This window comes from Streptomyces sp. NPDC032198, assembly GCF_040636975.1.
Classification (GTDB): domain Bacteria; phylum Actinomycetota; class Actinomycetes; order Streptomycetales; family Streptomycetaceae; genus Streptomyces.
This window is the reverse complement of sequence record NZ_JBEZVL010000001.1, coordinates 899,917-925,165: the sequence shown is the minus strand read 5'-3', so window position 1 is coordinate 925,165 and position 25,249 is coordinate 899,917. Positions and strand designations below refer to the sequence as shown.

Annotated in this window: 28 protein-coding genes; 13 read left to right on the top strand and 15 right to left on the bottom strand. The window is 69.6% G+C overall.

The features are described from left to right. Positions 1–45: 45 nt before the first annotated feature. Together AB0E78_RS04315 and AB0E78_RS04310 are read left to right on the top strand one after the other, a co-directional pair. Positions 46–1,227, top strand: coding sequence for a ThiF family adenylyltransferase (locus AB0E78_RS04315; RefSeq protein ID WP_361828019.1), 1,182 nt, complete (start codon positions 46–48; stop codon positions 1,225–1,227). A 5-nt stretch (positions 1,228–1,232) separates the two neighbouring features. Next, positions 1,233–1,835, top strand: a complete 603-nt coding sequence (locus AB0E78_RS04310) for a GNAT family protein (RefSeq protein ID WP_361828016.1) — start codon at positions 1,233–1,235, stop codon at positions 1,833–1,835. Between the two features lie 69 nt (positions 1,836–1,904). Here AB0E78_RS04310 and AB0E78_RS04305 read toward each other — a convergent pair whose 3' ends face one another. Continuing rightward, positions 1,905–2,183, bottom strand: a complete 279-nt coding sequence (locus AB0E78_RS04305) for a DUF397 domain-containing protein (RefSeq protein WP_361828013.1) — start codon at positions 2,181–2,183, stop codon at positions 1,905–1,907. Further along, on the bottom strand, positions 2,165–2,998 hold the full coding sequence (locus AB0E78_RS04300) for a helix-turn-helix transcriptional regulator (RefSeq protein WP_361828010.1): 834 nt from the start codon (positions 2,996–2,998) through the stop codon (positions 2,165–2,167). Before AB0E78_RS04300 ends, AB0E78_RS04305 begins: the two co-directional genes overlap by 19 nt. Before the next feature lie 303 nt (positions 2,999–3,301). Between AB0E78_RS04300 and AB0E78_RS04295 the strand changes: the two genes are divergently transcribed. After that, positions 3,302–3,517 (top strand): hypothetical protein, encoded by a 216-nt coding sequence (locus tag AB0E78_RS04295; protein ID WP_361828548.1) that lies wholly within the window; start codon positions 3,302–3,304, stop codon positions 3,515–3,517. Between the two features lie 16 nt (positions 3,518–3,533). Continuing rightward, a complete protein-coding gene (locus AB0E78_RS04290; RefSeq protein ID WP_361828007.1) occupies positions 3,534–4,157 on the top strand; it encodes a DUF1266 domain-containing protein in 624 nt (207 codons plus the stop codon). A 32-nt stretch (positions 4,158–4,189) separates the two neighbouring features. Here the strand turns inward: AB0E78_RS04290 and AB0E78_RS04285 are convergent, their stop codons facing one another. Next, positions 4,190–4,867, bottom strand: coding sequence for an AIM24 family protein (locus AB0E78_RS04285; RefSeq protein WP_361828004.1), 678 nt, complete (start codon positions 4,865–4,867; stop codon positions 4,190–4,192). 97 nt (positions 4,868–4,964) lie between these two features. On the opposite strand from AB0E78_RS04285, the gene recO reads away from it, so the two are divergent. Continuing rightward, positions 4,965–5,717, top strand: a complete 753-nt coding sequence (gene recO / locus AB0E78_RS04280) for a DNA repair protein RecO (protein ID WP_361828001.1) — start codon at positions 4,965–4,967, stop codon at positions 5,715–5,717. Positions 5,718–5,800: 83 nt separating this feature from the next. Continuing rightward, on the top strand, positions 5,801–6,622 hold the full coding sequence (locus AB0E78_RS04275; RefSeq protein WP_361827998.1) for an isoprenyl transferase: 822 nt from the start codon (positions 5,801–5,803) through the stop codon (positions 6,620–6,622). Positions 6,623–6,691: 69 nt separating this feature from the next. On the opposite strand, the gene AB0E78_RS04270 is transcribed toward AB0E78_RS04275, so the two are convergent. From AB0E78_RS04270 to AB0E78_RS04255, 4 genes are read right to left on the bottom strand one after another with little or no spacing between them, the layout of a single operon-like run. Beyond that, entirely contained in the window at positions 6,692–7,147 is a 456-nt protein-coding gene (locus AB0E78_RS04270; RefSeq protein ID WP_361827995.1) for a transcriptional repressor, read from the bottom strand. 37 nt (positions 7,148–7,184) lie between these two features. Next, complete coding sequence (locus AB0E78_RS04265) at positions 7,185–8,090, bottom strand: metal ABC transporter permease (protein WP_361827992.1); 906 nt, start codon at positions 8,088–8,090, stop codon at positions 7,185–7,187. After that, positions 8,090–8,890 (bottom strand): metal ABC transporter ATP-binding protein, encoded by an 801-nt coding sequence (locus AB0E78_RS04260; protein WP_361828546.1) that lies wholly within the window; start codon positions 8,888–8,890, stop codon positions 8,090–8,092. The genes AB0E78_RS04265 and AB0E78_RS04260 overlap by 1 nt, the downstream gene beginning before the upstream one ends. Positions 8,891–8,931: 41 nt before the next feature. Beyond that, entirely contained in the window at positions 8,932–9,921 is a 990-nt protein-coding gene (locus tag AB0E78_RS04255; protein WP_361827989.1) for a metal ABC transporter substrate-binding protein, read from the bottom strand. A gap of 190 nt (positions 9,922–10,111) precedes the next feature. Between AB0E78_RS04255 and AB0E78_RS04250 the strand changes: the two genes are divergently transcribed. After that, positions 10,112–11,491 (top strand): glycine--tRNA ligase, encoded by a 1,380-nt coding sequence (locus AB0E78_RS04250; protein ID WP_351160301.1) that lies wholly within the window; start codon positions 10,112–10,114, stop codon positions 11,489–11,491. A gap of 96 nt (positions 11,492–11,587) precedes the next feature. Further along, positions 11,588–11,794, top strand: coding sequence for a hypothetical protein (locus tag AB0E78_RS04245; RefSeq protein WP_361827985.1), 207 nt, complete (start codon positions 11,588–11,590; stop codon positions 11,792–11,794). A gap of 33 nt (positions 11,795–11,827) precedes the next feature. On the opposite strand, the gene AB0E78_RS04240 is transcribed toward AB0E78_RS04245, so the two are convergent. Continuing rightward, positions 11,828–12,496 (bottom strand): YdcF family protein, encoded by a 669-nt coding sequence (locus AB0E78_RS04240; RefSeq protein WP_361827982.1) that lies wholly within the window; start codon positions 12,494–12,496, stop codon positions 11,828–11,830. Between the two features lie 168 nt (positions 12,497–12,664). On the opposite strand from AB0E78_RS04240, the gene AB0E78_RS04235 reads away from it, so the two are divergent. Both AB0E78_RS04235 and AB0E78_RS04230 read left to right on the top strand, forming a co-directional pair. Beyond that, a complete protein-coding gene (locus tag AB0E78_RS04235; protein ID WP_361827980.1) occupies positions 12,665–13,300 on the top strand; it encodes a zinc-binding dehydrogenase in 636 nt (211 codons plus the stop codon). Between the two features lie 160 nt (positions 13,301–13,460). Beyond that, a complete protein-coding gene (locus AB0E78_RS04230) occupies positions 13,461–14,153 on the top strand; it encodes a DUF4232 domain-containing protein (RefSeq protein WP_361827978.1) in 693 nt (230 codons plus the stop codon). Between the two features lie 159 nt (positions 14,154–14,312). Here the strand turns inward: AB0E78_RS04230 and AB0E78_RS04225 are convergent, their stop codons facing one another. Genes AB0E78_RS04225 through AB0E78_RS04215 form a run of 3 tightly spaced genes read right to left on the bottom strand, consistent with a single transcriptional unit; the run spans position 14,313 to position 16,882 of the window. Continuing rightward, the gene (locus AB0E78_RS04225; protein ID WP_361827976.1) at positions 14,313–14,903 is read right to left on the bottom strand and encodes a TetR family transcriptional regulator; all 591 of its coding nucleotides are present in this window, start codon (positions 14,901–14,903) and stop codon (positions 14,313–14,315) included. A 24-nt stretch (positions 14,904–14,927) separates the two neighbouring features. Beyond that, positions 14,928–15,944 (bottom strand): aldo/keto reductase, encoded by a 1,017-nt coding sequence (locus AB0E78_RS04220; protein ID WP_361827973.1) that lies wholly within the window; start codon positions 15,942–15,944, stop codon positions 14,928–14,930. A gap of 41 nt (positions 15,945–15,985) precedes the next feature. After that, the gene (locus AB0E78_RS04215; RefSeq protein ID WP_361827971.1) at positions 15,986–16,882 is read right to left on the bottom strand and encodes a LysR family transcriptional regulator; all 897 of its coding nucleotides are present in this window, start codon (positions 16,880–16,882) and stop codon (positions 15,986–15,988) included. 83 nt (positions 16,883–16,965) lie between these two features. Here AB0E78_RS04215 and AB0E78_RS04210 point away from each other — a divergent pair, with 83 nt between their 5' ends. Further along, positions 16,966–17,988 carry an EamA family transporter gene (locus AB0E78_RS04210; protein WP_361827968.1) on the top strand — a complete coding sequence of 341 codons (1,023 nt, stop codon included), beginning with the start codon at positions 16,966–16,968 and terminating at the stop codon, positions 17,986–17,988. A gap of 67 nt (positions 17,989–18,055) precedes the next feature. Here AB0E78_RS04210 and AB0E78_RS04205 read toward each other — a convergent pair whose 3' ends face one another. The 3 genes from AB0E78_RS04205 to AB0E78_RS04195 form a co-directional block, all read right to left on the bottom strand. Beyond that, positions 18,056–18,484: a protein-tyrosine phosphatase family protein gene (locus AB0E78_RS04205; RefSeq protein ID WP_361827965.1), complete on the bottom strand. Its 429-nt coding sequence runs from the start codon at positions 18,482–18,484 to the stop codon at positions 18,056–18,058. Between the two features lie 68 nt (positions 18,485–18,552). Further along, positions 18,553–20,034: an MFS transporter gene (locus AB0E78_RS04200; RefSeq protein WP_361827962.1), complete on the bottom strand. Its 1,482-nt coding sequence runs from the start codon at positions 20,032–20,034 to the stop codon at positions 18,553–18,555. Between the two features lie 124 nt (positions 20,035–20,158). Next, the gene (locus AB0E78_RS04195) at positions 20,159–21,634 is read right to left on the bottom strand and encodes an MFS transporter (RefSeq protein ID WP_361827959.1); all 1,476 of its coding nucleotides are present in this window, start codon (positions 21,632–21,634) and stop codon (positions 20,159–20,161) included. Positions 21,635–21,735: 101 nt separating this feature from the next. On the opposite strand from AB0E78_RS04195, the gene AB0E78_RS04190 reads away from it, so the two are divergent. Both AB0E78_RS04190 and dusB read left to right on the top strand, forming a co-directional pair. Further along, entirely contained in the window at positions 21,736–22,671 is a 936-nt protein-coding gene (locus AB0E78_RS04190; RefSeq protein ID WP_361827956.1) for a helix-turn-helix transcriptional regulator, read from the top strand. A 61-nt stretch (positions 22,672–22,732) separates the two neighbouring features. Then, positions 22,733–23,863 (top strand): tRNA dihydrouridine synthase DusB, encoded by a 1,131-nt coding sequence (dusB, locus tag AB0E78_RS04185; RefSeq protein WP_361827953.1) that lies wholly within the window; start codon positions 22,733–22,735, stop codon positions 23,861–23,863. Positions 23,864–23,902: 39 nt separating this feature from the next. Here dusB and AB0E78_RS04180 read toward each other — a convergent pair whose 3' ends face one another. Further along, positions 23,903–25,177, bottom strand: coding sequence for a cytochrome P450 (locus AB0E78_RS04180; RefSeq protein ID WP_361827950.1), 1,275 nt, complete (start codon positions 25,175–25,177; stop codon positions 23,903–23,905). Positions 25,178–25,249 lie beyond the last annotated feature (72 nt).

Sequence of the window (25,249 nt, the reverse complement as noted above, 5' to 3'; positions counted from 1 at the left end):
GAAGATCAATTCGAGAGTGCGCCCCAGGGTGATGGGCCGTCGAAGGTGTCGATCACCCGGCTATTTTTGGCGCTCGTGAACAACTCCACTTCAGTGGCCGAACCGACGCGTGCTCACCACGGGGAATCGTTTCGCCCTGTCCTGTTCGATCTCTCCAGGCCATCGGAGCGCGAAGCTCTGCACGATCTCCGCGCGTCCGGCCGGGTGCGCGACGTCCACGACCAGATCGGCGCACAGCTCGAAGAGCTCGTCCGTTGTCTCTCGCCCGGCGCGGGGCTCGCGGGTGCGGAACTGGCGGCCGCCGTCTCCCGGGTGACCGATGGCGTCCCCGGCGACGCGTACGGGACCTGGGCCTGGTACCCGTGGTCGGGCCGTCTCGTGCACGTACTGCCCAGGGACGAGTACCGGCTCGTTCGTACCGACCGCAACCGCGGAAAGATCACCCGCTCCCAGCAGCGTGCCCTGCTCACCCGGAGAATCGGGGTGATCGGCCTCTCCGTGGGTGCCGCCGCCGCACTGGCGTGCGCGGCGGAAGGCGTCGGTGGAACCTTCCTCCTCGCCGACTTCGACCGCCTGAGCCTGTCGAACCTCAACCGGCTGCGGGCCGGCGTCCACGAACTGGGCGTCGAGAAGACGGTGCTGTGCGCACGGGTCATGGCCGAGCTGGACCCCTACCTCCACGTCGAGATCTACCGGGAAGGCCTCGACGAGGCCTCGCTGGCCGCGTTCGTGAAGGCCGGACCTGATCTGATGATCGAGGAATGCGACAGCCCGTGGGCCAAGGTCGCCGCCCGTGAACTGGCCCGCGAGCAAAGGGTTCCCGTCCTCATGGAGGCGAACGACCGCGGTCTGCTCGACATCGAGCGCTTCGACATGGAACCGGACCGCCCTCTCTTCCACGGCCGCATCGGAGAGACGACCGCCGCCGACGTACGACAGCTCGACCGCGCCGCGCTGACGGCCTTCATGATGCGGGCCGTGGGCGCCGAACGACTCAGCCCCGCGATGACCGCGGCGCTCCCGCAGGTCGGGCGCACCCTCTCCAGCTGGCCGCAACTCGCCAGCGGGGTCCTGCTCGGCGGGGCGTTGGTCACCGACAGCGCCCGCCGCATCCTGCTGGGCGAGCCCGTCCCCTCGGGCAGCTACAGCGTCGATCTCGACGCCCTGATCCCCGCCGCCGACGCCCCCGCCTCCCGTGTCTCGCCCACCGCCGAGGGCGCCCGGTGAGCGCGATGCCCGCACTGCACGGCACACACCTGCGGCTGCGAGAACTGTGTCTCGACGACCGGGAGACCTACGTACGGATCTTCACGCACCGGGGCCTGACCCGGTACCTCGGCACCGACCGCCTCGACAGACCGCAGGCCGAGAAGTCCTTCATCCACGCGCTGGCCCAACCGCTCACGGAATCCCGCCGCAAGTACACGCTCGCGGTCTGCCCGCCCTCTCCCGAGCCGGACACCATGATCGGCACCATCGGTCTCCTGCGCGAGGACTACGGCAGCAACGCGATGATCACCGGCCTCGTCGTACTGCCGGGCTCACCCGCCAGCGGCCACACCCACGAAGCGGGCCGTCTGCTGCTGGCCTACGCCTTCGGTCAGCTGGGCCTGCATCGCGTGTGGGCGGGCCACCGGAGCGACCACACCCACATGCAAGGCGTCATGCGGGCCGCCGGGTTCACCCCGGAGGCCAACCTGCGGCAGCTGTTCCACACCAGCGGCATCTGGCACGACGTCACGACGTACACCGCCCTCGCCCCGGAATGGAAGCGTCAGGCGACCGAGTCCGAGACGCGCATCCTGGACGGAGAGCCGCTCACCCGCGTGCGGTGAGGCCGTGCACCGGGCTCGGCACCCGGGTCCTTCAGATCATCGACATGGAACGAAAGGGCAACGCGACGCTCAGCGCGCGACGCCCACCACGAACGCGGCCCAGGCTTCGGCGCCGATGAGCAGGGCGGGGCCCTGCGGGGCCTTGCTGTCACGGACGGGGATGATGCCGGGGACGAAGTCGGACGCGATCTCGACGCAGCTGCCGCCCTCGCCATTGCTGTACGTGCTCTTGCGCCAGCGGGCGGCGCCTACGAAGTCGTACGCGACCTCTATGCATTCCTCTCCGCCGTCGCCGCCACTGTGGCTGCTCTTGCGCCAACGGGCGTTGCTCAGGTCGTACTCGCGCATCGTCTGAAAACCTCCGACGCCGAATCGATCAGATCCAGGGACGCCTCCGGCGACAAAGCGACGGCCCTGAGCTGATCGTAAGACGACCTGGTCCGCTTCACCACAGCCGGATCGTCCAGCAAGTTCCCCGAAAACACGGCCTCTGTATAGACAGTTGGCGGTGCGTCCTCGAACTCCATGAGCCGCATCATCTTGCCCATCGGCGAGTACGCCCCGGCCGCGAACGGGAGCACCTGGACCACCACCCTGCGCTCGCGTGCCATCGCCGCGATGTGATCGAGCTGCCGGGCCATCGCGGCGGGCCCGCCGACCGGTACACACAGGGCAGTCTCGTGCAGGATCGCCCAGTACACCGGCCGTGTCGCGTCCTTGAGGATCAGCGTGCGGTCCATACGAGCCCTGACGAGCTCCTCGACGTACTCGTCGGTGGCAAGAGGGTTGCTGCCCAGGAAGACGGCTCGTGCGTACTCAGAGGTCTGCAGAAGGCCCGGGACCACTGCCGGAGCGAAGTCGGAGATCTCCGTCGCCAGCCGCTCCAACTCCGCAGCATGCGCGAAGTACTCCGTATACGGCTGGTCCTTGATGAGCTTGCGGCACATTCGCTCGAAAATACCGTCAGTGTGCAGAACCTCGTCGAGTCGCTGCGCCACATCCAACTGGGGTTTCCGAATGGCCTGTTCGAATAGGCCGATGTATCCGCCGGATACGAATACCCGCTCACCCAGCCCCACCTGCGTGAGCCCCGCATCCTCACGGCGCCGCCTCAACTCCGCCCCGAAGAACTCCCAAGCCGCCTGCCGCGAACCATTGGCCATGGCCAACCACCTTTCACTGCACAGCAGTTGTGCGGCACAGACTCCTGTCGAGTGTAGGACGAGGCCGTCGCCATCGGCACGTGAAGCGTGAAATCCGATGGGAAAGGGGAGCCCCTTCATGGCTGATGGACAGACGCACTCGGCGCCGTGCGTCGAAGAAGCGGAGGGGACCGTGAAGGAATTGCGTGCCGCACTCGCGCGGGCCGGAATTATTCTTCCGTCATTGCGGATCGGCCCCACATCCTGGGCCCGCGAAGCCCCCTGCCCGCTCATTGAATTGGCGGGCGGTGAGCCGAAGTGAACCTGTATCTGCCGGTCGGCGTCTACGCCGTGGACACCCGCACCGGACAAGTGGGCCGCGTGATGGGCCACGAAGGGCCCTACGTCCAGCTCCGCCCCTTCGGCGGCGGACGGGAGTGGGACTGTTCGCCCGACGCGCTGCGGACCGCCACCACCTCGGAGCGGCTACGGGCCGCGACCGCCTATGCCAACGCCCGGAGCCGGGGTGAAGTGCCGTGACGTAAGGTGCGGGCGCATGGCCATATGGAAGTGGAGAAAGCCCAGGGTCGAGTCCAAGTACCCGACGCCGCTCACCATGCACCAGCTCTGGATGGTGTCGCTGAGCGCACCGGTCAGCCGGGACAAGGACGCCTCCCGGACCACCCTGTATCCGTTCACCCGCGTCGACGACGGCAAGGCCCAGACGTGGCTGGCCGAGCAGTGGGAGATCACCGCCCCCGAGCAGCTGCTCGGGCGCCTGAGCGGACTCGCCAGCACCGGCTACCGTGCCATGGCCCGGCGGCGCACCGGTGTGGCGCCCCTGGCCTGGGACATCGCGCTGTACGTGGACATCTCCCGGCGCGGCTACGCCTGCGGCATGCTGAGCGAGGCCGACACCTGGAACCGGCTCAAGAACGTCGTGCCGACGGTCGCGGGGACGTACGCCTCCTGGCAGGAGTACGCCGACCACTACCTCCTCGGCAGGCAGGTCTGGCGGGAGAGCCTCCACGGCACGCAGGACCAGGACTTCCCCGCGCCCCAGGCCGTCTCCGACGCCCACCTGAAGGCCCTCCTGGACCCGGCGAACCGGACCAGCCCCTGGAACCTCGCCCCCTGGGAAGCGATCAGCCACCCGGACCGGCCCCGCCCCACCCGTTAGGGCCTGAGCGGGACCCACCAGGACCTAGGGCCCTAGTGCTGCGACGGCTTCTGCTGGGTCAGCTCGCTCGGCCGCACGATGACGTACCCCTCGCCGCGCAGCAGCAGCTGCACCGCCTCGCCGGAACCACCCCTGATCATGGAGCCGATCGACTGCGAGCGGTGCAGCGACGTGTCCAGGTTCGCGGTCCAGCCGACCACCGCGTCCGTGTCGACGTACACCGGCTGCTGCGGCGACACCGGAATCACCAGCGGGTTGCCGTCACAGACCAGACCGAGCTGCCCGGAACCCGTGAAGACGCTGTTGAAGAGGCCGCCGCCCGTGACGCCCGCACCCTTCACCGTCTTTATCTCGTACGACAGCGTCGCGTCGAAGCACAGGACGTTGCGGCCGTTGACGGTGAGGACGTCGCCCGGCTCGATGTCGACGATGAAACAGTTCTGCGCCTCGTGCGCGAACCACGCCTCACCCTGGCCGCGCACCGCCATCAGCGGCAGACCCTCACCGGTCACCGCACGCTTGAGCATGCCGCCCACGCCCTGGCCCTTGCGCTCGAACTGCAGGTCGCCGCGGTAGGCGATCATCGCGCCCTGCCGCGCGTGCATCTCACCGTTGACCGCGTACTTGATGGACTTGGCGTTCTGCAGGGTCATCCCGGGGACGACGGACTGCTGCGCCATGTGCTCCGTGGAGAACAGCTCACTCTTCATGCGGGCATTTTGACAGCCGTGAGGGATATGGCCAGAGGTACGGACGGTCCGGAGCCCACCGGCCACGGCTGTCGGCCCCGTACGCGAGAATGGGGCCATGAGTCTGTTCCGTGATGACGGCGTCGTGCTGCGCACCCAGAAGCTGGGTGAGGCGGACCGCATCATCACGCTGCTCACCCGCAGCCACGGCCGGGTCCGAGCCGTCGCCCGCGGCGTGCGGCGCACGAAGTCCAAGTTCGGCGCGCGGCTCGAACCCTTCTCGCACGTCGACGTGCAGTTCTTCTCACGCGGCAGCGAACTCATCGGACGCGGCCTCCCGTTGTGCACACAGAGTGAGATCATCGCTCCGTACGGTGGCGGAATCGTCACGGACTACGCGCGCTACACCGCCGGCACGGCCATGCTGGAAACCGCCGAGCGCTTCACGGACCACGAGGGCGAGCCCGCCGTGCAGCAGTATCTGCTGCTCGTGGGCGGCCTGCGGACCCTCTCCAACGGTGAGCACGAGCCGCACCTCATCCTCGACGCGTTCCTGCTCCGCTCCCTCGCGGTGAACGGCTACGCACCCAGCTTCGACTCCTGCGCCAAGTGCGGAATGCCCGGTCCGAACCGGTTCTTCTCCGTGGCCGCGGGCGGCTCCGTCTGCGTCGACTGCCGGGTGCCCGGCAGCGTCGTACCCTCGTCGGAAGCCCTCGGCCTGCTCGGTGCGCTGCTCACCGGGGACTGGGAGACGGCGGACGCGTGCGAGGCACGGCATGTCAGGGAGGGCAGCGGGCTTGTTTCCGCCTATCTGCACTGGCACTTGGAGCGCGGGCTCCGCTCATTGCGGTACGTAGAGAAAACCACGTAAGCACGCAGGCACGTAAGCACGGCAGCACGCAGGCATGTCAGCACGTCACGTACAGAGAACAGCTAGGTAGGAGAGAGCCCCCCATGGCACGACGCGGAATCCTCGGACGGTCCCGCCGTGAGTACAAGGTCCCCGAGCCGCACCCCTCGGGCGCCACTCCGCCGAAGATCCCCGGCGAGCTGGTGCCGCAGCATGTGGCGTGCGTCATGGACGGCAACGGACGCTGGGCCAAGGAGCGGGGGCTGCCGCGCACCGAGGGGCACAAGGTCGGCGAGGGCGTCGTCCTCGACGTACTCAAGGGCTGCCTGGAGATGGGCGTCAAGAACCTCTCGCTGTACGCCTTCTCCACCGAGAACTGGAAGCGCTCGCCCGACGAGGTCCGCTTCCTGATGAACTTCAACCGCGACGTCATCCGGCGCCGCAGGGACGAGATGAACGAGCTGGGCATCCGCATCCGCTGGGTGGGCCGCATGCCCAAGATGTGGAAGTCGGTCGTCCAGGAGCTCCAGATCGCCCAGGAGCAGACCGTCGACAACGACGCGATGACCCTGTACTTCTGCGTCAACTACGGCGGGCGCGCCGAGATCGCGGACGCCGCGCAGGCCATCGCACGCGACGTCGCCGCGGGCAAGCTCGACCCGTCGAAGGTGAACGAGAAGACCTTCGCCAAGTACATGTACTACCCGGACATGCCCGACGTGGACCTGTTCCTGCGCCCCAGCGGCGAACAGCGCACCTCCAACTACCTGATCTGGCAGTCCAGTTACGCCGAGATGGTCTTCCAGGACGTGCTCTGGCCGGACTTCGACCGGCGCGACCTGTGGCGCGCCTGCCTCGAATACGCGGGGCGTGACCGCCGCTTCGGCGGGGCGATCCCGAACGAGGAAGAGATCGCCAACAGCTGACCCGTACGACCCACACGCACGTGGGGCCCGCACCGGCTTCGGTGCGGGCCCCACATGCGTGCGTTCAGGTCACTTCTTCGCGCACTCCGCGCAGGTGCCGAAGATCTCCACGGTGTGCGCCACGTCGACGTACCCGTGGTCGGAGGCGATCGCCTCGGCCCACTTCTCGACCGCCGGGCCTTCGACCTCGACCGCCTTGCCGCACACCCGGCAGACCAGGTGATGATGGTGGTCGCCGGTGGAGCAGCGGCGGTACACCGACTCGCCCTCGTCGGTGCGGAGCACGTCGACCTCGCCGGCGTCGGCGAGGGACTGGAGCGTCCGGTAGACCGTGGTCAGGCCCACCGAATCGCCCTTGTGCTTGAGCATGTCGTGCAGGTCCTGCGCACTGCGGAACTCGTCCACCTCGCCCAGGGCCGCCGCCACCGCGGCGCGCTGCCGGGTGGATCGGCCTCGTACCGGGGGTCCCGCAGCCGTTGTCACAGGTGCCTCCTCAACTGAAAACTCGCACGATCGCCCGCACATCTGTCATATCCCGTCGGGCCATTGTGCCAGCTCGATCTCAGACAGTGACCTCGTTGACCTCGTCCGCAGGGCGTCGCGCCTCGGGGACGTCGGCCGTGCAGGTCGCGTCGGCGGCGGCCACGGAACGGGCCCGGCGCCGGGCCAGCGGCGTCGCGAGCGCCGTCAGGACGACGAAGACACCGATCGCCATCAGAACGATCGTCGCTCCGGGCGGCACGTCCTGGTAGTACGACGTGACGGTGCCGGACAGCGTCACTGCGGTGCCGATGACCACCGACAGGATGAACGTCACCTTGAACGAGCGGGTGATCTGCTGGGCCGCGGCCACCGGCACCACCATCAGCGCGCTCACCAGGAGCAGCCCGACGACGCGCATCGCGACGGTGACCGTGACGGCGGCCGTGACCGCGATCAGCAGGTTCAGCGCCCGCACCGGAAGGCCTGTGACCCGTGCGAACTCCTCGTCCTGGCTCACCGCGAACAGCTGCTTGCGCAGACCGACCGTGACGAGCACCACAAAGGCCGCGAGCAGGCAGATCGCCGTGACGTCGGAGTCCGAGACCGTCGAGAGCGAGCCGAAGAGGTACGAGGAGAGGTTCGCGTTGGAGCCGGTGTCCGAGAGGTTGATCAGCAGGACACCGCCCGCCATGCCGCCGTAGAAGAGCATCGCGAGGGCGATGTCGCCGCGCGTCTTGCCGTACGCCCTGATCAGCTCCATCGTCACCGCGCCGACGACCGAGATCAGCGTGGCCATCCACACCGGGCTCGAATTGAGCAGGAAGCCGAGGCCGACGCCCGTCATGGCGATGTGGCCGATGCCGTCGCCCATCAGGGCCTGGCGGCGCTGGACGAGGTAGATGCCGATGGCGGGGGCCGTGATGCCGACGAGGACGGCGGCGATCAGCGCCCGCTGCATGAATTCGGTCTGGAAGATTTCCATCATCAGGTCAGCAGTCCCGTGCGGATCGGCTCGTGCTCGTCGGCCGAGTGCGGATGTACGTGGTCGTGGCCGGGCAGCGCGTGCTGGCCCGTGGCCTTGGGCGGCGGACCGTCGTGGGTCACGCAGCCGTCGCGCAGGACGATCGCGCGGTCGATCAGCGGCTCCAGGGCGCCGAGCTCGTGCAGGACGAGCAGGACCGTCGTACCGGCCGCGACCTGCTCACGCAGGGTCTGCGCGAGGATCTCCTGGCTGGCCAGGTCGACGCCCGCCATCGGCTCGTCCATGATCAGCAGCTCCGGCTCGGAGGCCAGCGCGCGGGCGATGAGCACGCGCTGGTGCTGGCCGCCGGAGAGGGCGCTCACGGAGTCCTTGGCGCGGTCGGCGAGGCCGACGAGCCCGATGGCCCGGTCGACCGCCGCGCGGTCCGCCTTGGTCGTCCAGCCCAGCTTCGTGAGCTTCGTGCGCGAGAGACGGCCCGACGAGACGACCTCGCGGATCGTCGCCGGGACGCCGCTCGCGGCCGTGGTGCGCTGCGGTACGTAGCCGATGCGGGCCCACTGCCTGAAGCGCTTCAGGGGAGTGCCGAAGAGGCTTATGTCGCCGCCGGTAAGGGGGACTTGGCCGATCACGGAGCGGACGGCGGTCGACTTGCCCGAGCCGTTCGCGCCGAGCAGGGCGACGACCTCGCCAGGCCTGACGGTGAGGTCGATACCGCGCAGCACCGGGCGCGCGCCGAGGGTGGCCGTGGCCGCCCGCACGGATATGACGGGCGGGGCGGGCTCAGTCGCTTCCATGGCATCCATGGCTTTCATGGCGGGCGCCTCCGATGCTGCTAGCGGTTCTTTCACTTCGCGCCGAGGGACTTCTGCAGCGCGGCGAGGTTGGACTCCATGACCCCGATGTAGTCATCGCCCTTGGACTTGTCCGTGATTCCCTCCAGGGGATCGAGGACGTCCGTCTTGAGGCCCGCGTCGTCCGCGAGGGTCTTCGCGGTCTTGTCGCTGGCGAGGGTCTCGAAGAACACCGTGGAGACCTTGTCCTTCTTGGCGATGTCCTGGAGCTCCTTGATGCGGGCGGGGCTCGGGTCCGACTCGGGGTCGACGCCGGAGATGCCCTCCTGGTCCAGGCCGTAGCGCTCGGCGAGGTAGCCGAAGGCGGAGTGCGTGGTGATGAAGGTCTTGGACTTGGTGTCCCTCAGGCCGTCCTCGAACTTCGTGTTCAGGGCGTCCAGCTTCTCGACCAGGGCCTTGGTGTTCTTCTTGTACGCCGCCGCGTGGTCGGGGTCGGCCTTCTCCATCGCCTTGCCGACGCCCTTGGCGACCTCGGCGTACTTCACCGGGTCGAGCCAGATGTGCGGGTCGGTACCGGCTTCGCCCTCGCCCTCGTGCTCGTGTGCGTCTTCCTCGGCGTGCGCTTCGCCCTCGTCGTGGCCGTGGTCGTGGCCGACGCCGGTGCCGTGCTTCTCCAGCGTGGTGAGCTTCGCGGCATCCACGGTGTTCTTTACGCCGGACTGGCCGATGGCGTCGTCGACGGCGGGCTGGATGCCCTTGAGGTAGAGGATGAAGTCCGATTCGCCCAGGAAGGCGGTCTGCTTCGGGCTGAGCTCCAGGTCGTGCGGCTCGACGCCCGGCTTGGTCAGGGTGTCCACGGAGACGTGGTCGCCGCCGATCTCCTGGGCCAGGTACTGCATGGGATAGAAGGACGCCGTCACGTTCAGCTTGCCGTCACCGTTCTTGTCCGCGGCGCTGGAGGACGAGCAGGCGGTCAGGGCCGTGAGGCCGAGAACCGTGGCGGAGGCGACGGCTGCGGTGGGTATGAGGCGACGTACGTTCATGACACTCATTTTCAACAAATCTGGAAACGATTGTCAACTAGCGGTCGCCGCGGACCCCGGCGAGAGGCCGCTCCGGGCTCCGATCAGAGGTCGCTCCGGGCTCTGATCCGGAACCGATTTGATTAGGGGGGTAAGGCCGCCGGTAACCTGAAGCATTCGCTTCGCCCACCGTCGTAATGAAGAGAGCACCGTGGCCGCCGACAAGATCGACAGCATCGTCAGCCTGAGCAAGCGCCGTGGCTTTGTTTACCCGTGCAGTGAGATCTACGGCGGCCAGCGTGCCGCCTGGGATTACGGGCCGCTCGGCGTCGAGCTCAAGGAGAACCTCAAGCGCCAGTGGTGGCGCTACATGGTCACTTCGCGTGAGGACGTCGTCGGCATCGACTCGTCGGTGATCCTGGCCACGGAGGTCTGGCAGGCCTCGGGTCACGTCGCCACGTTCTCGGACCCGTTGACCGAGTGCCTCTCCTGTCACAAGCGCCACCGCGCCGACCACCTGGAAGAGGCGTACGAGGCCAAGCACGGCCGCCCGCCCGAGTCGCTCGCCGACGTCAACTGCCCCAACTGCGGCACCAAGGGCCAGTTCACCGAGCCCAAGCAGTTCTCCGGCATGCTCTCCACGCACCTCGGCCCCACGCAGGACAGCGGCTCCGTCGCCTACCTGCGCCCCGAGACCGCGCAGGGCATCTTCACCAACTTCGGTCAGGTCCAGCAGACTTCGCGCAAGAAGCCGCCGTTCGGCATCGCGCAGATGGGCAAGTCCTTCCGCAACGAGATCACGCCCGGCAACTTCATCTTCCGGACCCGCGAGTTCGAGCAGATGGAGATGGAGTTCTTCGTCAAGCCGGGCGAGGACGAGAAGTGGCAGGAGTACTGGATGGAGCAGCGCTGGAACTGGTACACCGGCCTGGGCCTGCGCGAGGAGAACATGCGGTGGTTCGAGCACCCGAAGGAGAAGCTCTCCCACTACTCCAAGCGCACCGCTGACATCGAGTACCGCTTCCGCTTCGGCGGCAGCGAGTGGGGCGAGCTGGAAGGCGTCGCCAACCGCACGGACTACGACCTCTCCGCGCACTCCAAGGCGTCGGGCCAGGACCTGTCCTACTTCGACCAGGAAGCCGGCGAGCGCTGGACCCCGTACGTCATCGAGCCCGCGGCGGGCGTCGGCCGCACGATGCTGGCGTTCCTCCTCGACTCGTACATCGAGGACGAGGCCCCCAACGCCAAGGGCAAGCTGGAGAAGCGGACCGTCATGCGCTTCGACCACCGCATCGCGCCGGTGAAGGTCGCGGTCCTGCCGCTCTCCCGCAACCCGGAGCTTTCCCCGAAGGCCAAGGGCCTGGCGACGGCCCTGCGGCAGAACTGGAACATCGACTTCGACGACGCGGGCGCCATCGGCCGCCGCTACCGCCGCCAGGACGAGATCGGCACGCCGTACTGCGTGACGGTCGACTTCGACACCCTGGACGACAACGCGGTGACGGTGCGCGAGCGTGACTCGATGAAGCAGGAGCGGGTCTCCCTCGACCAGATCGAGGGCTACCTCGCCTCGCGCCTGGTGGGCTGCTGACGCGTGGCTTCCACTCGGCCGCCCGCTGAGTGAAGGTTGAAAGAAGCCCCCGGTTCCGTGCACGGAACCGGGGGCTTCTGCTGCACACTGTTCGCCATGCCTTCGATGACCACGAGCAAGGTCAGCAGATGGGACCAGCACGGGCGCGAGCATGTCGTGCACGTACAAAAGGCCGGTGTGCAGCGGCAGTTGAGCTGCGACACGTGCGGATGGGGGAAACGGGTCCAGTTCCTGCCGTGGCTGAAGGCCGAGGAACACCTCGCGGAGGAACATCAGGCGACGGTGGACCCGTCGGTGTCGTAGGACTCCTGGGGCGGCGGTCCCCAGCGAAGTCCTTCAGTGGCCCTCTACGGTTCGGTCGCCCTGAAGGCCGCGCAGTTTCCACAGTCCGTACAGGGCCAGCAGCGGTTTGGCGACCAGCCACTCACCGGGACGGTAGTCATCCGCGCACACGAGCCTCTCGGCAAGATCAGGACGCTGCCGCCGCAGGTACAAGCGGGCCTTGAGCGCGTGAGCGGGCTGGGAGACGATCTTGATGCGGTCGACGTCCTCCAGCAGGGGGATCACGTTCGTGATGTTCTCCCACGTCGTCGCGCTCTTGTCCTCGAGAAGCACCGCCCCGTCGAACGCGAGCACTCCCTGTGCGTAGTCAGCCATCAACCGGGCCTCCGCGGCACCACCGCTGGTCGCACCGCCACTGGTCGCACCGCCACTGAAGATCAGGCGAGTGTCACGCGCGGGGTCGGCGGCGATGGACCGAATCCCGGCACGGACCCGCCAGCGGTTGATGAAGTTCGCCGTCGCCTGCGGGTTCTGGAACCCCAGCACGACCACGGCTTCGGTCTCGGCTTCGGACTGGGCCTCGGTCTCGGCCTCGGCTTCGGCGTCGGCTTCGGAATCACCCCCACCGCTTCCCGTGAGAGCCCGGGACCAGCGCCAGTTCAACCACTCGCCCCAGGCCAGGGCCACACCCCCGGCGATCACCAGCCTCGTCCTCCGTCGCATGCGGCGACTCTAGGACATCTCGATACAACTGGCGGCATGGCACCAGCCAGGGACAACTTGTTCCCGGTTGGAACCGCCCTTCATCCGGTTCCCGGTTCGCGTCAAGATGGGCCTGTCGAACAGAGGGGGTCGGACGATGGACCGGGCGTTGCTGCGGCGGCGGAGTACGTGCTCGCACCGGCCGGCTTGCTGACGGCGGCGCCCGCGAGCATCCCGCTGGCCGACGCGGGCGGGCTGCCGCTGGTCGGGCTCACCGCCTGGCAGGCCCTCTTCGACCACGCCAAGCTGACCGCCGGCCAACGGGTGCTGATCAACGGTGCGGGCGGCGCGGTCGGCGGCTACGCCGTCCAGCTGGCCAAGCACGCCGGCGCACACGTGATCGCCACGGCCGGACCGCGCAGCAGCGAACACGTCACGAGGGCGGGTGCCGATGAGGTGTTCGGCCACGGGGTCCCCGAACTGTCCGCGCTGGTCGACGTCGTGCTCAACCTCGCGCCGGTCGAACCGATGCAACTGGCCGCACTGACCTCAGTGATCCGCGACGGCGGCATCGTGGTGAACACGACAGTGTGGATGCCAGCGCCCTCCGACGAGGAACGCGGCGTGCGCGGCGTCAACCTCTTCATCAACAGCGACGCCGCACAGCTGGCGAGGCTGGTGACGCTGGTCGACTCCGGAGCGCTGCACGTCGACATCGCCCGACGGGTGCCGCTGGCCGAGCTGCCGGCGCCGCACACGGAGGCCGCGGAAGGCGCGCTCTCCGGCAAGGTCCTCATCCTCCCCTCCGCCGCCACTCTCACCTAGCCGACCTTCTCGGACGGAGCCCGGACGTGCTCGATGGGGTGCGGGTGAGCTCCGTTAGGCGGACGTTAGCGGGACGGCAACTGGGCAGTAGCGGCCTCCAACAGAGTGGGTGTTGTTCCCGAGGAGGGAGCACCACCCACTACTTACCGGAGGACCTGCCATGCGCTCCAACACCACCATCCGTGGAAACCGCCGCCGCAACCTGCGCTTCGCCGCCGCGGCCCTGACCGTGGCCGCGGGCCTCTCCCTCACCGCCTGCGGCAACGGCGACTCCGGGACGGACGCATCCGCCAAGGGCTCCTCGTCCTCGTCCGCGGAGGGCAGTTCGAAGACGGAAGGCGGCTCGGGCTCCGGCGGCTCGACGGCCGGCAACGACGCCAAGGCGGGCTCCGGGAAGGACACCACGGCAGAGGCAGCCGCGAACAACGCGATGCAGACCAGCACCAAGGTCACCTTCTGCAAGACCGAGGACCTGGCCATCGACGCCGTCGACGCCGCGCCCGACGAGACGTCCGGCAGGATCAACATCACCATGATCAACCGGGGTTCGACCACCTGCTCGGCGACCGGCTTCGCGGGCGTCGACATCAAGGACGCCGACCACACCTCCAACCCCATCGAGCGCGGCCCCGCCCAGCCCCGCGTCACCACCCTCAAGCCCGGCGACGCCGCCGTCTTCAACCTCGCCTACACCATCGACAACAGCGGCAACAGCCTCACGTCCCCGACCAACATCCTGGTGACGCCCCCCAACGAGACCCACACCGTGACCCTGGACTGGCCCGCGGCCGCAGGAGACATCAAGGGCGCCTACACCGACGTCCAGGTCTACCCCACCCACACCACCAAGTAGAGCCGGTGCCCGCGGCCGCCCCCGGCAGCTTCTGGCCCTTCTGACCCTTCTGGCCCCTCAGGCCGCGAGTGGCTGACGACCGGCCTGGCCAGTTGCAACGAAATCCCGGCCGTGAGGCTGATGGCCCCAGCGCCTGGCGGGAGGAATCTGCAACTCGCATCAGGGGCGCAGGCCGCGTACCACCAGGTCGAGCACTGCCGTGAAGGCGGATTCGATGTCGGGCTTCGACCATTCCCCCGCGTAGGCCGGGTCGTGGAAGCGGTTGGTCGCGTCGAAGACCGCTCGGGCGGCCATCGCCGGATCCGGATGCGCGGGCGTCAACTCGCCCCGCTGCACGCCCTCCACGATGATCACCTCAAGTTGGCCGACCAACTCCCCGATGTGTGTCGCGACCACGGTGCTGCTCTCGCCGAGCAGTACCGAGTACGTGGCGAACAGCTCTGGATCGTCGCCCGCCTTGCGGCGCTTGGCCGCGAAGAGGGCCGACATCCACCGGCGCAACCGGACGTCCGCGGACACCGACCGGTCCTCGACGATCAGCACCAACTCGCCCGTCGTACGGTCGAGCCAGCGCTTCGTGACCGCCTCGCGCAGCTCCGCCTTCGTACGGAAGTGGCGGTACACCGTGCCGTGACTGACCCCCAGCGCACGGGCCACGTCCACCACCGTGGCCTTCGCCGCGCCATGGCGGCGCAGCATGTCCTCCGTGGCTTCGAGGATGCGCTCGGGTGTCAGGGTGCCGGTTGCCATGAAGGTGACCGTACCCGGATGAGATCAGTGCTCGCTGTCGAGGTGTGCCATCTGTGCGGCCGGGTAGCGCGCGCCGGCTGCCGCGCCCGCGGGGACCGCCTGCTCGATCGCGGCGAGGTCCGCCTCGTCGAGGGTCACGTCGAGCGCGCCGAGCGCCTCGGAGAGACGGTCGCGGCGGCGGGCGCCGATCAGGGGCACGATGGTCGCGTCGTGCCGCGGCGCCTGCGCGAGCACCCAGGCGATCGCCGTCTGCGCGACGCTGACGCCCTTCTGCTCGGCGATCTTGCGGAGGGCGTCGACGAGGTCGAGGTTCCGGTCGAGGTTCTCGCCCTGGAAGCGGGGGCTCATGGAGCGGAAGTCGTTCGCGGCGAGCTTGCGGTCACGGGAGAAGTGGCCGGAGATGAGACCGCGGGACAGAACTCCGTACGCCGTGATCGCGATGCCCAGCTCGCTGACCGTCGGCAGGATCTGCTCCTCGATGCCGCGGGAGATGAGCGAGTACTCGATCTGCACGTCGGAGATCGGGGCCGTCGCGGCGGCGCGGCGGATCGTGTCCGCGCCGACCTCCGAGAGCCCGATGTGGCGGACGTGCCCCTTCTCGACGAGCTCGGCGATCGCGCCGACGGTCTCCTCGATGGGCACGTCCGGGTCGATGCGGGCGATGCGGTACACGTCGATGTGGTCGACGCCGAGCCGCTGGAGGGAGTACGCGGCGAAGTTCTTGACCGCCGAGGGCCGCCCGTCGTACCCGGACCAGCCGCCGTCCGGGTCGCGGAGGGCGCCGAACTTGACGCTGGTCTGCGCCTGTTCGCGGCGCGCGGCGGGGGCGGAGCGGAGGGCCTCGCCGATCAGCATCTCGTTGTGACCCATGGCGTAGAAGTCGCCGGTGTCGATGAGGGTGACGCCCGCTTCGAGGGCGGCGTGGATGGTCGCGATGGACTCCGCGCGGTCGGCGTCGCCGTAGAGCGCGGACATGCCCATGGCGCCGAGGCCGAGGGCGGAGGTGTGGGGGCCGGTGGTTCCGAGGGTGAGAGTACGCATGCATTCACCATGCCATGACAGATGACAGATTTCAATATCTGTCATCTGTCAGTGATGGCTCGTCCGATGAGGAGGTCGGTCACCAAGGCAAGAGGCGCCCAGTTCAAGCGCCCGTGCCCCGCGACCGCGTACGCGCGCAGTTCGACGTCGGGGTCCGCGAGTGGGAGGAACCGTACGGCCGGGAAAGTGGCGGTTCCGGCAGGGAGGAGGCCCACGCCGAGGTTGGCGGTGATCATGCCCTGGACGAGGTCGAGGCTGTCGGCCTGGTGCGTGATGCGCGGCGTGAAGCCCGCCATCGAGGCGAGGGTGCGGATCACGGTCTCGTCCGCCGTATTGCGGGAGTTGACGATCCAGTCGTGCTCGGCGAACTGTGCGAAGACCTCCAGAGTGGTCCCCTCCCGGGTGCCCTTCGTGGCCGGAACCCCCAGGCCCCAGCGTGCGGTCCACAGGGCGGTGGTGTGCAGGGCGGGGTCCCCGGCCGCGGGCGCCAGGTTGTAGTCGTAGGTCAGGGCCAGATCCGTGCCGTCCTCGCTCAGGAGCCGCAGCGCCTCGGCAGGTTCGTGTTCGCGGATCAGGACGCGGAGGCGCGGATGACTCTCGGCGAGGCCGGTGACGACGGGCAGCAGCTGCTCGCGGATGGCCGTGGCGAATCCGGCGACGCGCAGGGTGCCGTTGGGTTCGGCCTCCGGGGCGAGGTCGTGGCGCGCGGCCTCGACGGCGGCGAGGATCGTCCCCGCGTGTTCGGCGAGACGGCGGCCCTGGGGCGTCAGTCGTACGCGGCGTCCGCTCGGCTCGATCAGCGCGGTGCCCATCTCCTGGGCCAGGGCGGCGACCTGCTGCGAAACCGTCGACGTGGTCGTGTCCAGCAGGTCGGCCACCGCTCGCATCGACCCGAGCCGGGACAGTTCCACCAGCATGCGCAGACGGCGTGTCTCCATCACCGTATTGTCCATGATTCACGAACGGATTGTTCAGAATCGGCACGTGGACGCGAATGGTTCGCCTCGCGTCTACTGCGACCATGAACCTGCAGAACCTGCCGGGACCTCGCATACCTGTACGCCTGCCCGTACGTCTGCCTGTACGTCTGCCCTCCTCCGCCACCGGAGGGCTGATGGCCGTGACGTCCATGTCCGCCATCCAGCTCGGTCTGGCTCTGTCGATTCCGCTGACGGACCAGCTCGGCGCCCTGGGTGCGACGGGGCTGCGCCTGGGGTGGGCGGGCCTGCTCCTGCTGATCCTGGTCCGCCCCCGGCTGCGTGACTTCGCCGCCCGCAATCTGGGGGCGTGCGCCCTGCTGGGCGCGGTGAGCGCGGGCATGATGCTGTTCTTCATGCTGGCCGTGACGCGTCTGCCGCTCGGCACCGCAAGCGCCCTGGAGTTCCTCGGTCCGCTGGCGGTGTCCCTGTACGGCCCGGGCAGGGGGCGCAAGTACTGGACCGTCCTCGCCGCCCTCGGGGTCCTGGCGCTGACCGAACCCTGGCACGGCGGCATCGACCCCGTCGGCGCGGGCTTCGCCCTGGCCGCCGCGGGGTGCTGGGCGGCCTACATCCTGCTGACCCAGCACGTGGGAGACACCGTGACCGGCCTCAACGGTCTTGCGATCTCGATGCCCGTCGCGGGCATCATCGGTCTGCTTGTCGCGGCCCCCTCCCAGCTGAGCCGCGTCACCTGGCCGCTGCTGGCCGCCATGCTGGGGCTGGCTCTGCTGGGCGCCGTTCTGCCCTTCGTCCTCGAATTCCTCGCCCTGCGCCGGCTGACCACTTCGGCGTTCGGCACCTTGATGAGCGTGGAGCCCGCCATCGCGCTCCTCGCCGGCCTGTTCGTGCTCGGCCAGATGCCCGGGCTCGCGCCCGCGGTCGGCGTCCTGCTCGTGGTGAGCGCGGGCGTCGGCGCCGTGCGGAGCGGGGTTCGCCCAGCCGCCGACCCCGCCGACCCCGCCGACCCCGCCGACCCCGCCGAGCCCATCGACCCCGCCGAGCCCACCGACCCCGCCGACCCCGCTGCCGTCCCGCGGGAGCCCTCTGCCGGGCAATTCGTGTAGTGGACCCGTGTAGTGGACCCGTGTAGTGAACTCGTGCAGCGGAGTCGCCGGGGGGCCGCGGAACGGGTCAGCCGAAGCGCTTCACGAACCTTCGCTGCCACGGCGTCTCCACCGCCCGTGGCGCGTAGTGCTCCCGCACGTACGCCACCGCCTCACCGCTCGGTACGCCGTCCAGTACCGCCATGCATGCCAGCGCCGTGCCCGTACGGCCCTGGCCGCCGCCGCACGCGACCTCGACCCGTTCGGTCTCCGCTCGCTCCAGTGCCTCGCGCAGGGCGGTGGCCGTAGCCGTGCGGTCGGTGGGGAGGCGGAAGTCGGGCCAGTGCAGCCAGCGGAACTCCCAGGCCACGGCGGGCGGTTCCTTGCCCAGGAGGTACAGCGCGAAGTCGGGCGTCGGCCCGTCCGGGAGGGGGTGCCGCAGGCCTCGGCCGCGGACGAGGCGGCCCGAGGGGAGTCGAAGTACGCCTGGTGCAGAGGATTCCCACGTCGCAGTCACGGTGCGAGCGTAGTGCGGGCGCGTGGTTCGGGTGCGGGCGTGGTGCCGACGTGCTGCCGGCGTTCAGCTCACGGCCTGGCCGACTGCTGATCCGGGTGTGTGTGCCCGCGCGTCGTCCCTGGGGCCATGGCCTCCAGACGTTCCGCGGTCCGCCGTGCCGTCTCCCTCGCCCAGTGGCCGCTGGTCAGCGCGCCGAGGAGCAGGACCGCGAGGCCGCAGCCCGCGATGATCCACCAGGCGGGGCGGCTCGCCTCCGTGAAGGCGGCCGCGTACGACGAGGATCCCACCCCGGAGGCAAGCACCGCGCCGATGACCGCGACGCCGAGGGTCTGGCCGATCTGGCGGCTCGTGGAGGCGACGGCGGCGGCGACGCCAGCCTGGGAGCGGGGCATTCCGGAGACGGCGGTGTTGGTGATGGGTGCGTTCACGAAGCCGAAGCCGAGGCCGAAGAGGACGTAGCCGAGGAAGAGCGTCGCGTTCGTGGTCTCCGCGTCGAAGGCGGCGAACAGGACCCCCGAAGCCGTCATCGTGACCCCCGCGACCAGGAGCGGAAGGCGCGGGCCCCGGCTGCCGACGAGCCGGCCGGACAGCGGGGCGCAGATCAGCGTCATGGCGGCCATCGGCAGCATCCACAGGCCCGCGTGCAGGGCGTTGAGTCCGCGGACGTTCTGGAGGTAGAGCGTGGAGAGGAAGAGGAAGCCGCCCAGCGCCGCGAAGGCGCAGACCGCGATCACGGTGGCCCCGCTGAACGGCGCCGAGCCGAAGAAGCGCAGGTCGATGAGGGGGTCGGCGCGGCGCGGCTCGTAGGCGAGCAGTCCGATGAGGGCGAGGAGCGCGGCGGCCGCGAAGGCGATGATCAGTGGTGACGTCCAGCCCGCCGTGGGGGCTTCGATGATCGCGTACGTCAGGGCGCCGAGCAGCACGATGACCAGGAGCTGGCCGATGGGGTCGGGGCGGCGGGGCTTGGGGGCGCGGGACTCGGGGACGTAGCGGATGGTGAGGAGCAGTGCCGCGAGGCCTACCGGCAGGTTGATCCAGAAGATGGAGCGCCAGCCGACGGAGTCCACCAGGAGGCCGCCGATGATCGGGCCCGCCGCCATGGAGATGCCGACGACGCCGCCCCAGACGCCGATGGCGCGGGCCCGTTCGCGCGGTTCGGTGAAGGTGTTGGTGATGATCGACATCGCGACCGGGTTGAGCATGGAGCCGCCGACGGCCTGGAGCATGCGGAACGCCACGAGGGATTCGAGGTTGGGGGCGAGGGAGCAGGCGACGGAGGCGGCCGTGAAGATCACGAGCCCCACCTTGAAGATCTTCTGTCGGCCCACGCGGTCGGCCGTGGACCCCGCCAGCATGAGGAGCGCGGCGAGGACGAGGGTGTACGCGTCGATCGTCCACTGCATGCCCGAGATGCTGGTGTCGAACTCCCGCGCCATGGTGGGCAGGGCGACGTTCAGGACGGTGTTGTCGAGGCTGACGATGAGCAGGCTCATGCAGCAGATCGCGAGGACGAGCATGCGTCGGCGGTGCGTGAGCTCTGGCGCTGGCATGAACCCGACGGTATCCCGGCGAACTACGGGCCGCGCCTGCGGGCGACGCCTCACTGCTTGGACGTCCGCAGCCCCCGGACCCTCCCGCAGCCCCCACCCCGAGCCCCCGCAACACACGCCCCCCTCAACCAAGCCTCCGCGGCAGGCGCAAGCTCAGCAGGGCGAGGCCCGCGAGGCCTGCCAGTTGGGTGCCGAGGATGATCGCGAACGCGTGCCTCATTCCCAGGGGTGGGACCAGGGCGAGGAACAGTGAGCCGAGGGTGGCGACTCCGAGGGCCAGGCAGGACTGCTGGACCGTTGCTGCGAGGCCGCTGCCCGCGCCTGCCTGCTCGGCCGGTACCGCGGCGAGCACGATGCGGTAGTAGAGGGCGAGCTGTACGCCCTGGCCGATGCCGCACAGCGCGAGGCCGGGGGCGAGGACGAGCGGGGTCAGCGACGCCCACGGCGTCCACAGCACCGTGAGCGCGAGGATCGCGAGGCCGGTGCCGTGCACCAGCGCGCACAGCGTAAGGGCCCGGCTGCCGAGCCGCGTCACCAGCCGCGGGGCGAGCATCGACGCCGCGAACTGCGCGGCGCCCATGGGGATCAGGGTCAGTCCGGCCTTCAGGGGGCTGAAGCCCAGCCACTGCTGGAGCGTCACCGCGCTGACGAACATCCAGCCGGCGAAGCCGGTGAAGATGGGCAGGCCGATGACCAGTCCCTTCCGTACGCCCGGCTCGCGCAGCAGGGACGGGGGCAGCAGCGGGCTGCCGCCGGTGCGTTCGGCGCGCAGCTCGACGCGGGCGAACGCCCAGGCGAGGAACGGTGCGGCGACCAGCGAGAGCACCGACCACAGGGGCCAGCCCGCGGCCCGTCCCTCGGTCAGGGGCAGCAGCAGCGCGATCAGGGACGCGGCGAGCAGGAGCGTGCCGCCGATGTCGCCGCGGGCGGGCCGCTCGGCGCGGCTGTCCGGCACCGAGCGCACCGCGCACAGCAGGGCGCCGACCGCGACGGGCGCGTTCACCAGGAACACCGCGCGCCAGCCGGTGCCGGCCAGGTCGGCGGAGACCAGGACCCCGCCGAGCACCTGGCCGAGGATGATGGAGATGCCGCCCACGGAGCCGTAGAGGGCGACCGACTTCGACCGCCGCTCGCCCCGCGTCGTCGCGTGGATGGTGGCGAGGACCTGCGGCAGCATCAGCGCGGAGGCCGCGCCCTGGGCGACGCGCGCCCCGACCAGCCACCAGGCGCCGGGCGCGAGCCCGCAGGCCAGCGAGGTCACGCCGAAGGCGGCGACGCCCCAGAGGAACAGCCTGCGGCGCCCGTACGTGTCGCCGAGCCGCCCGCCGAGGACGAGCAGTACGGCGTACGCGACGGCGTAGCCCGCGACGACCATCTCCAGGGGGGCGGGGGAGGCGCGCAGGTCGTGTTCGATGCTGGGCAGGGCGACGTTGACGATGAAGAAGTCGATCATCGGGAGCGCGGCGCCGAGCAGGATGGTGACCAGGCCGAGCGGGGTCAGGGCGCCCGGGGGAGTCTGAGGGCGGCCAAGGGAGGCCGGGGCTGCCGGGGCTGCCGGGGCGGGCTTCAGGACGTGGGCCGTGGAGTTCGTGAGGTTCACGAGTACGACGGTCGTCGCATCACCAGCCTGGTACCAGAGTCTCTTTATCCTGGTACCTGTACTACCTGGAAACAGGGTCGCCGGGCAGGCAAGCTGTTCCCATGGACACCGCACAGGCCGGCCCCGCGGACACGGGAGCGCCGCCGCAGCCCGACCGTATCCGCCGCAGCGAGCTCGCCGACTTCCTGCGCAGCCGCCGCGAGCGCATCACACCCGAGCAGGCGGGCCTGCCCCGCGGCCCGCGCCGCCGTACGCCGGGCCTGCGCCGCGAGGAGGTCGCGCACCTCTCCACGGTGGGTGTCACCTGGTACACGTGGCTGGAGCAGGGCCGCGCCATCCACGTCTCGGCGCAGGTGCTCGACGCGCTGTCCCGCGCCCTGATGCTGGACGCCGGTGAGCGCGCCCACCTCTTCCAGCTCGCGGGCACCGCGGACCCTTCCCCGGCCGCCGAGACCGCGTCGGTCCCGCCGGGTCTCCTGCGGATCGTCACCCAGCTGGAGCCGTATCCGGCCTGCGTGCAGAACGCTCGCTACGACGTCCTCGCCTACAACGCCACGTACGGGCATCTCCTCACCGACCTCGACGTGCTGCCGCCCGAGGACCGCAACTGCATGTGGCTGACCTTCACGCACCCCGCCTGGCAGGCCGCCATGGAGGACCGGGACGAGACGATGCGGCGGATGGTCGCGAGGTTCCGGGCGCGGATGGCCGGGCATCTCGCGGACCCGGCGTGGAAGACGCTGCTCAGGAGGCTGAGCAAGGCCTCGCCGGAGTTCTGCGAGCTGTGGGAGCGGCATGAGGTGATGCAGGCCGTGGATAAGTCCAAGCGGTTCAACAACCCGGTCGTGGGGCCGCTGCACTTCACGTACCACGGGCTGTGGCTCGGCCCGGCCGAGGGCCCGCGTCTGGGGACGTACGTCCCGGCGGACGCGCGTTCGCAGGCGGCCACGGAGGAGCTGCTCCGGGTGGTGAAGGCGGGCCGTACGGGCACTCCCACGGCCGGTCGCAGGGGCACTCCCGCGGATGAGGGACAATAAGAGGTCTGCCCCGGCTTTCCCGCATCGCACCGACACAGCTCGTCCCGGAGGATCCCCCGCCATGGAGCCCCAGCTTCAGATCGGCCCGCACGCCGTGCGGCCGCCCGTCGTGCTCGCCCCCATGGCGGGCATCACGAACGCGCCGTTCCGGACGCTGTGCCGGGAGTTCAGCGGGGGCAAGGGCCTCTTCGTCAGCGAGATGATCACGACGCGCGCCCTGGTCGAGCGCAACGAGAAGACCATGCAGCTGATCCACTTCGACGAGACCGAGAAGCCCCGGTCCATCCAGCTGTACGGCGTCGATCCGGCGACGGTCGGCAAGGCGGTCCGCATGATCGCCGAGGAGAACCTCGCCGACCACATCGACCTGAACTTCGGCTGCCCCGTCCCCAAGGTCACCCGCAAGGGCGGCGGCTCCGCGCTCCCGTACAAGAGGCCCCTGCTGCGGGCGATCCTGCGGGAGGCCGTCAGCGGCGCCGGGGACCTGCCCGTCACCATGAAGATGCGCAAGGGCATCAACGACGAGCACATCACCTTCCTCGACGCGGGCCGCATCGCCGTCGAGGAGGGCGTCACGGCGATCGCCCTGCACGGCCGCACGGCCGCCCAGCACTACGGCGGCACCGCCGACTGGGACGCCATCGCCCGCCTCAAGGAACACGTCCCCGAGATCCCCGTCCTCGGCAACGGCGACATCTGGTCGGCGGCCGACGCCGTGCGGATGATGGCCGAGACCGGCTGCGACGGAGTCGTCGTGGGCCGCGGCTGCCTCGGCCGCCCCTGGCTCTTCGCCGACCTGGTGGCCGCCTTCGAGGGCACGGGCGCGCCCAAGTCCCCGGACCTGCGCGAGGTCTCGAAGGTCATGCTCCGCCACGCGACCCTCCTCGGCGAGTGGATCGGCGACGAGGCGCGCGGCGTCATCGACTTCCGCAAGCACGTGGCCTGGTACCTGAAGGGTTTCGCGGTCGGCTCGGAGATGCGCAAGCGCCTCGCGATCACCTCGTCCCTCGCCGAACTGGAGGACGGGCTCGGCGAGTTGGACCTCGACCAGGGGTGGCCGACGGGCGCGGACGGTCCGCGCGGCCGCACGTCGGGCAACAACCGCGTCGTCCTGCCGGACGGCTGGCTGAAGGACCCCTACGACTGTGCGGGCATCAGCGAGGACGCGGAGCTGGACACGTCCGGCGGCTGACGCTCACAGGAGGGCTCACCTGAGAGATCACAGGGGGGCTCACCGGAGAGTCACCGTGACCGGCAGCTCCTTGATGCCGTTCACGAAGTTCGACCGCACCCGCCGCACCTCGCCGGTCACCCTGATGTCGGCGAGGCGCGGCAGCAGCTCCTCGAACATGATCCGCATCTCCAGGCGGGCCAGGGAGTTGCCCAGGCAGAAGTGCGGGCTGCCCTTGCCGAAGGTGACGTGGTCGATGTTCTCGCGCGTCACGTCGAAGCGGTACGGGTCCGGGAAGACGTCGGCGTCACGGTTGCCCGAGGCGAACCACAGCACCACCTTGTCGCCCTCCCTGATCAACTTGCCGCCCAGTTCGACGTCACGGGTCGCCGTCCGCCGGAAGTGGTAGACGGGCGACGCCCAGCGCAGGCACTCCTCGACGCCGCCCGGGATGAGCGAGGGGTCGGCGGTGAGCTTGGCGCGCTCGGCCGGGTGGTCGATCAGTGCGAGCATGGAGTGCGAAATGGCGTGCCGCGTCGTCTCGTTGCCCGCGACGACGAGCAGCAGGAAGTAGTTGTCGAAGTCGGTGGGGGAGAGCGGGACGCCGTCCCTGGGCGAGTTGTTGACCAGCGTGCTCACCAGGTCCGTGCCGTCGCCGCCCCGCCGTTTCGCCGCCAACTCCCTCCCGTACGCGAAGACTTCGAGCGCGGCGGGGGAACGGAAGGGGAGATCGCGGTACTGCTCGCTCTCCGCGCTCTCCAGGAGCACGTCGGCGTAATCGGGATCCGTGTTGCCGATGATGCGGTTGCCCCAGTCGATGAGCTGCTGGGTGTCCTCCTCGGGGACGTCGAGCATCCGCGCGAGGACATTGATCGGGAAGTCGGCGGAGACCTCCTTCACGAAGTCGAAGGTGCCCTTGGGGAGCGCCGCGTCGAGGGTGCGGGCCGTCAGCCCGCGCAGGAACGTCTCGTACGTGGCGACCGCGCGCGGCGTGAACTGCTTCTGCAGGATCAGCCGCATCGCGCGGTGCCGCATGCCGTCGGTCTCCAGGAGGGAACGGCGCAGCGCGATGTAGTCCTCGTCGACCTCTTCGAGATTGGTGAACCGCATCGAGGTGAAGGTGTCCGGGTCGCGGTCCACGCGCACGATGTCCTCGTGCCGGGTGACCGCCCAGAAGCCGGAGTTGGGCGCGGGCTCGGGCTGCCAGTGGACGGGGTCCTCGCGGCGCAGCACGTCGAACATCCGCCAGGGCAGGGCGCCGTCGGTGAACTTGTCGTTGTCGGCGAGGTCGACGTCGGACAGGGCCAGGGGCGGGGGCTCCGTGACCGTACTCATGGACGTACTCCTTCGGGTCTCGGTTCGGGTGTCGCGGTCGGACGGTGTCGGCTGAGACCATCCGCGGCCGTC

Bases quoted from the DNA above. Each gene is read 5' to 3' on its own strand.
- AB0E78_RS04190 (WP_361827956.1), top strand. From the start codon at position 21,736: ATGGACACCGCACAGGCCGGCCCCGCGGACACGGGAGCGCCGCCGCAG.
- dusB (WP_361827953.1), top strand. From the start codon at position 22,733: ATGGAGCCCCAGCTTCAGATCGGCCCGCACGCCGTGCGGCCGCCCGTC.
- AB0E78_RS04215 (WP_361827971.1), bottom strand. From the start codon at position 16,882: ATGGAGACACGCCGTCTGCGCATGCTGGTGGAACTGTCCCGGCTCGGG.
- AB0E78_RS04225 (WP_361827976.1), bottom strand. From the start codon at position 14,903: ATGGCAACCGGCACCCTGACACCCGAGCGCATCCTCGAAGCCACGGAG.
- AB0E78_RS04285 (WP_361828004.1), bottom strand. From the start codon at position 4,867: ATGAAGAGTGAGCTGTTCTCCACGGAGCACATGGCGCAGCAGTCCGTC.
- recO (WP_361828001.1), top strand. From the start codon at position 4,965: ATGAGTCTGTTCCGTGATGACGGCGTCGTGCTGCGCACCCAGAAGCTG.
- AB0E78_RS04200 (WP_361827962.1), bottom strand. From the start codon at position 20,034: ATGCCAGCGCCAGAGCTCACGCACCGCCGACGCATGCTCGTCCTCGCG.
- AB0E78_RS04260 (WP_361828546.1), bottom strand. From the start codon at position 8,890: ATGGATGCCATGGAAGCGACTGAGCCCGCCCCGCCCGTCATATCCGTG.
- AB0E78_RS04290 (WP_361828007.1), top strand. From the start codon at position 3,534: ATGGCCATATGGAAGTGGAGAAAGCCCAGGGTCGAGTCCAAGTACCCG.
- AB0E78_RS04240 (WP_361827982.1), bottom strand. From the start codon at position 12,496: ATGCGACGGAGGACGAGGCTGGTGATCGCCGGGGGTGTGGCCCTGGCC.
- AB0E78_RS04180 (WP_361827950.1), bottom strand. From the start codon at position 25,177: ATGAGTACGGTCACGGAGCCCCCGCCCCTGGCCCTGTCCGACGTCGAC.
- AB0E78_RS04210 (WP_361827968.1), top strand. From the start codon at position 16,966: ATGAACCTGCAGAACCTGCCGGGACCTCGCATACCTGTACGCCTGCCC.
- AB0E78_RS04245 (WP_361827985.1), top strand. From the start codon at position 11,588: ATGCCTTCGATGACCACGAGCAAGGTCAGCAGATGGGACCAGCACGGG.
- AB0E78_RS04310 (WP_361828016.1), top strand. From the start codon at position 1,233: ATGCCCGCACTGCACGGCACACACCTGCGGCTGCGAGAACTGTGTCTC.
- AB0E78_RS04300 (WP_361828010.1), bottom strand. From the start codon at position 2,998: ATGGCCAATGGTTCGCGGCAGGCGGCTTGGGAGTTCTTCGGGGCGGAG.
- AB0E78_RS04305 (WP_361828013.1), bottom strand. From the start codon at position 2,183: ATGCGCGAGTACGACCTGAGCAACGCCCGTTGGCGCAAGAGCAGCCAC.
- AB0E78_RS04220 (WP_361827973.1), bottom strand. From the start codon at position 15,944: ATGCGTACTCTCACCCTCGGAACCACCGGCCCCCACACCTCCGCCCTC.
- AB0E78_RS04275 (WP_361827998.1), top strand. From the start codon at position 5,801: ATGGCACGACGCGGAATCCTCGGACGGTCCCGCCGTGAGTACAAGGTC.
- AB0E78_RS04265 (WP_361827992.1), bottom strand. From the start codon at position 8,090: ATGATGGAAATCTTCCAGACCGAATTCATGCAGCGGGCGCTGATCGCC.
- AB0E78_RS04230 (WP_361827978.1), top strand. From the start codon at position 13,461: ATGCGCTCCAACACCACCATCCGTGGAAACCGCCGCCGCAACCTGCGC.
- AB0E78_RS04255 (WP_361827989.1), bottom strand. From the start codon at position 9,921: ATGAACGTACGTCGCCTCATACCCACCGCAGCCGTCGCCTCCGCCACG.
- AB0E78_RS04270 (WP_361827995.1), bottom strand. From the start codon at position 7,147: ATGTGCGGGCGATCGTGCGAGTTTTCAGTTGAGGAGGCACCTGTGACA.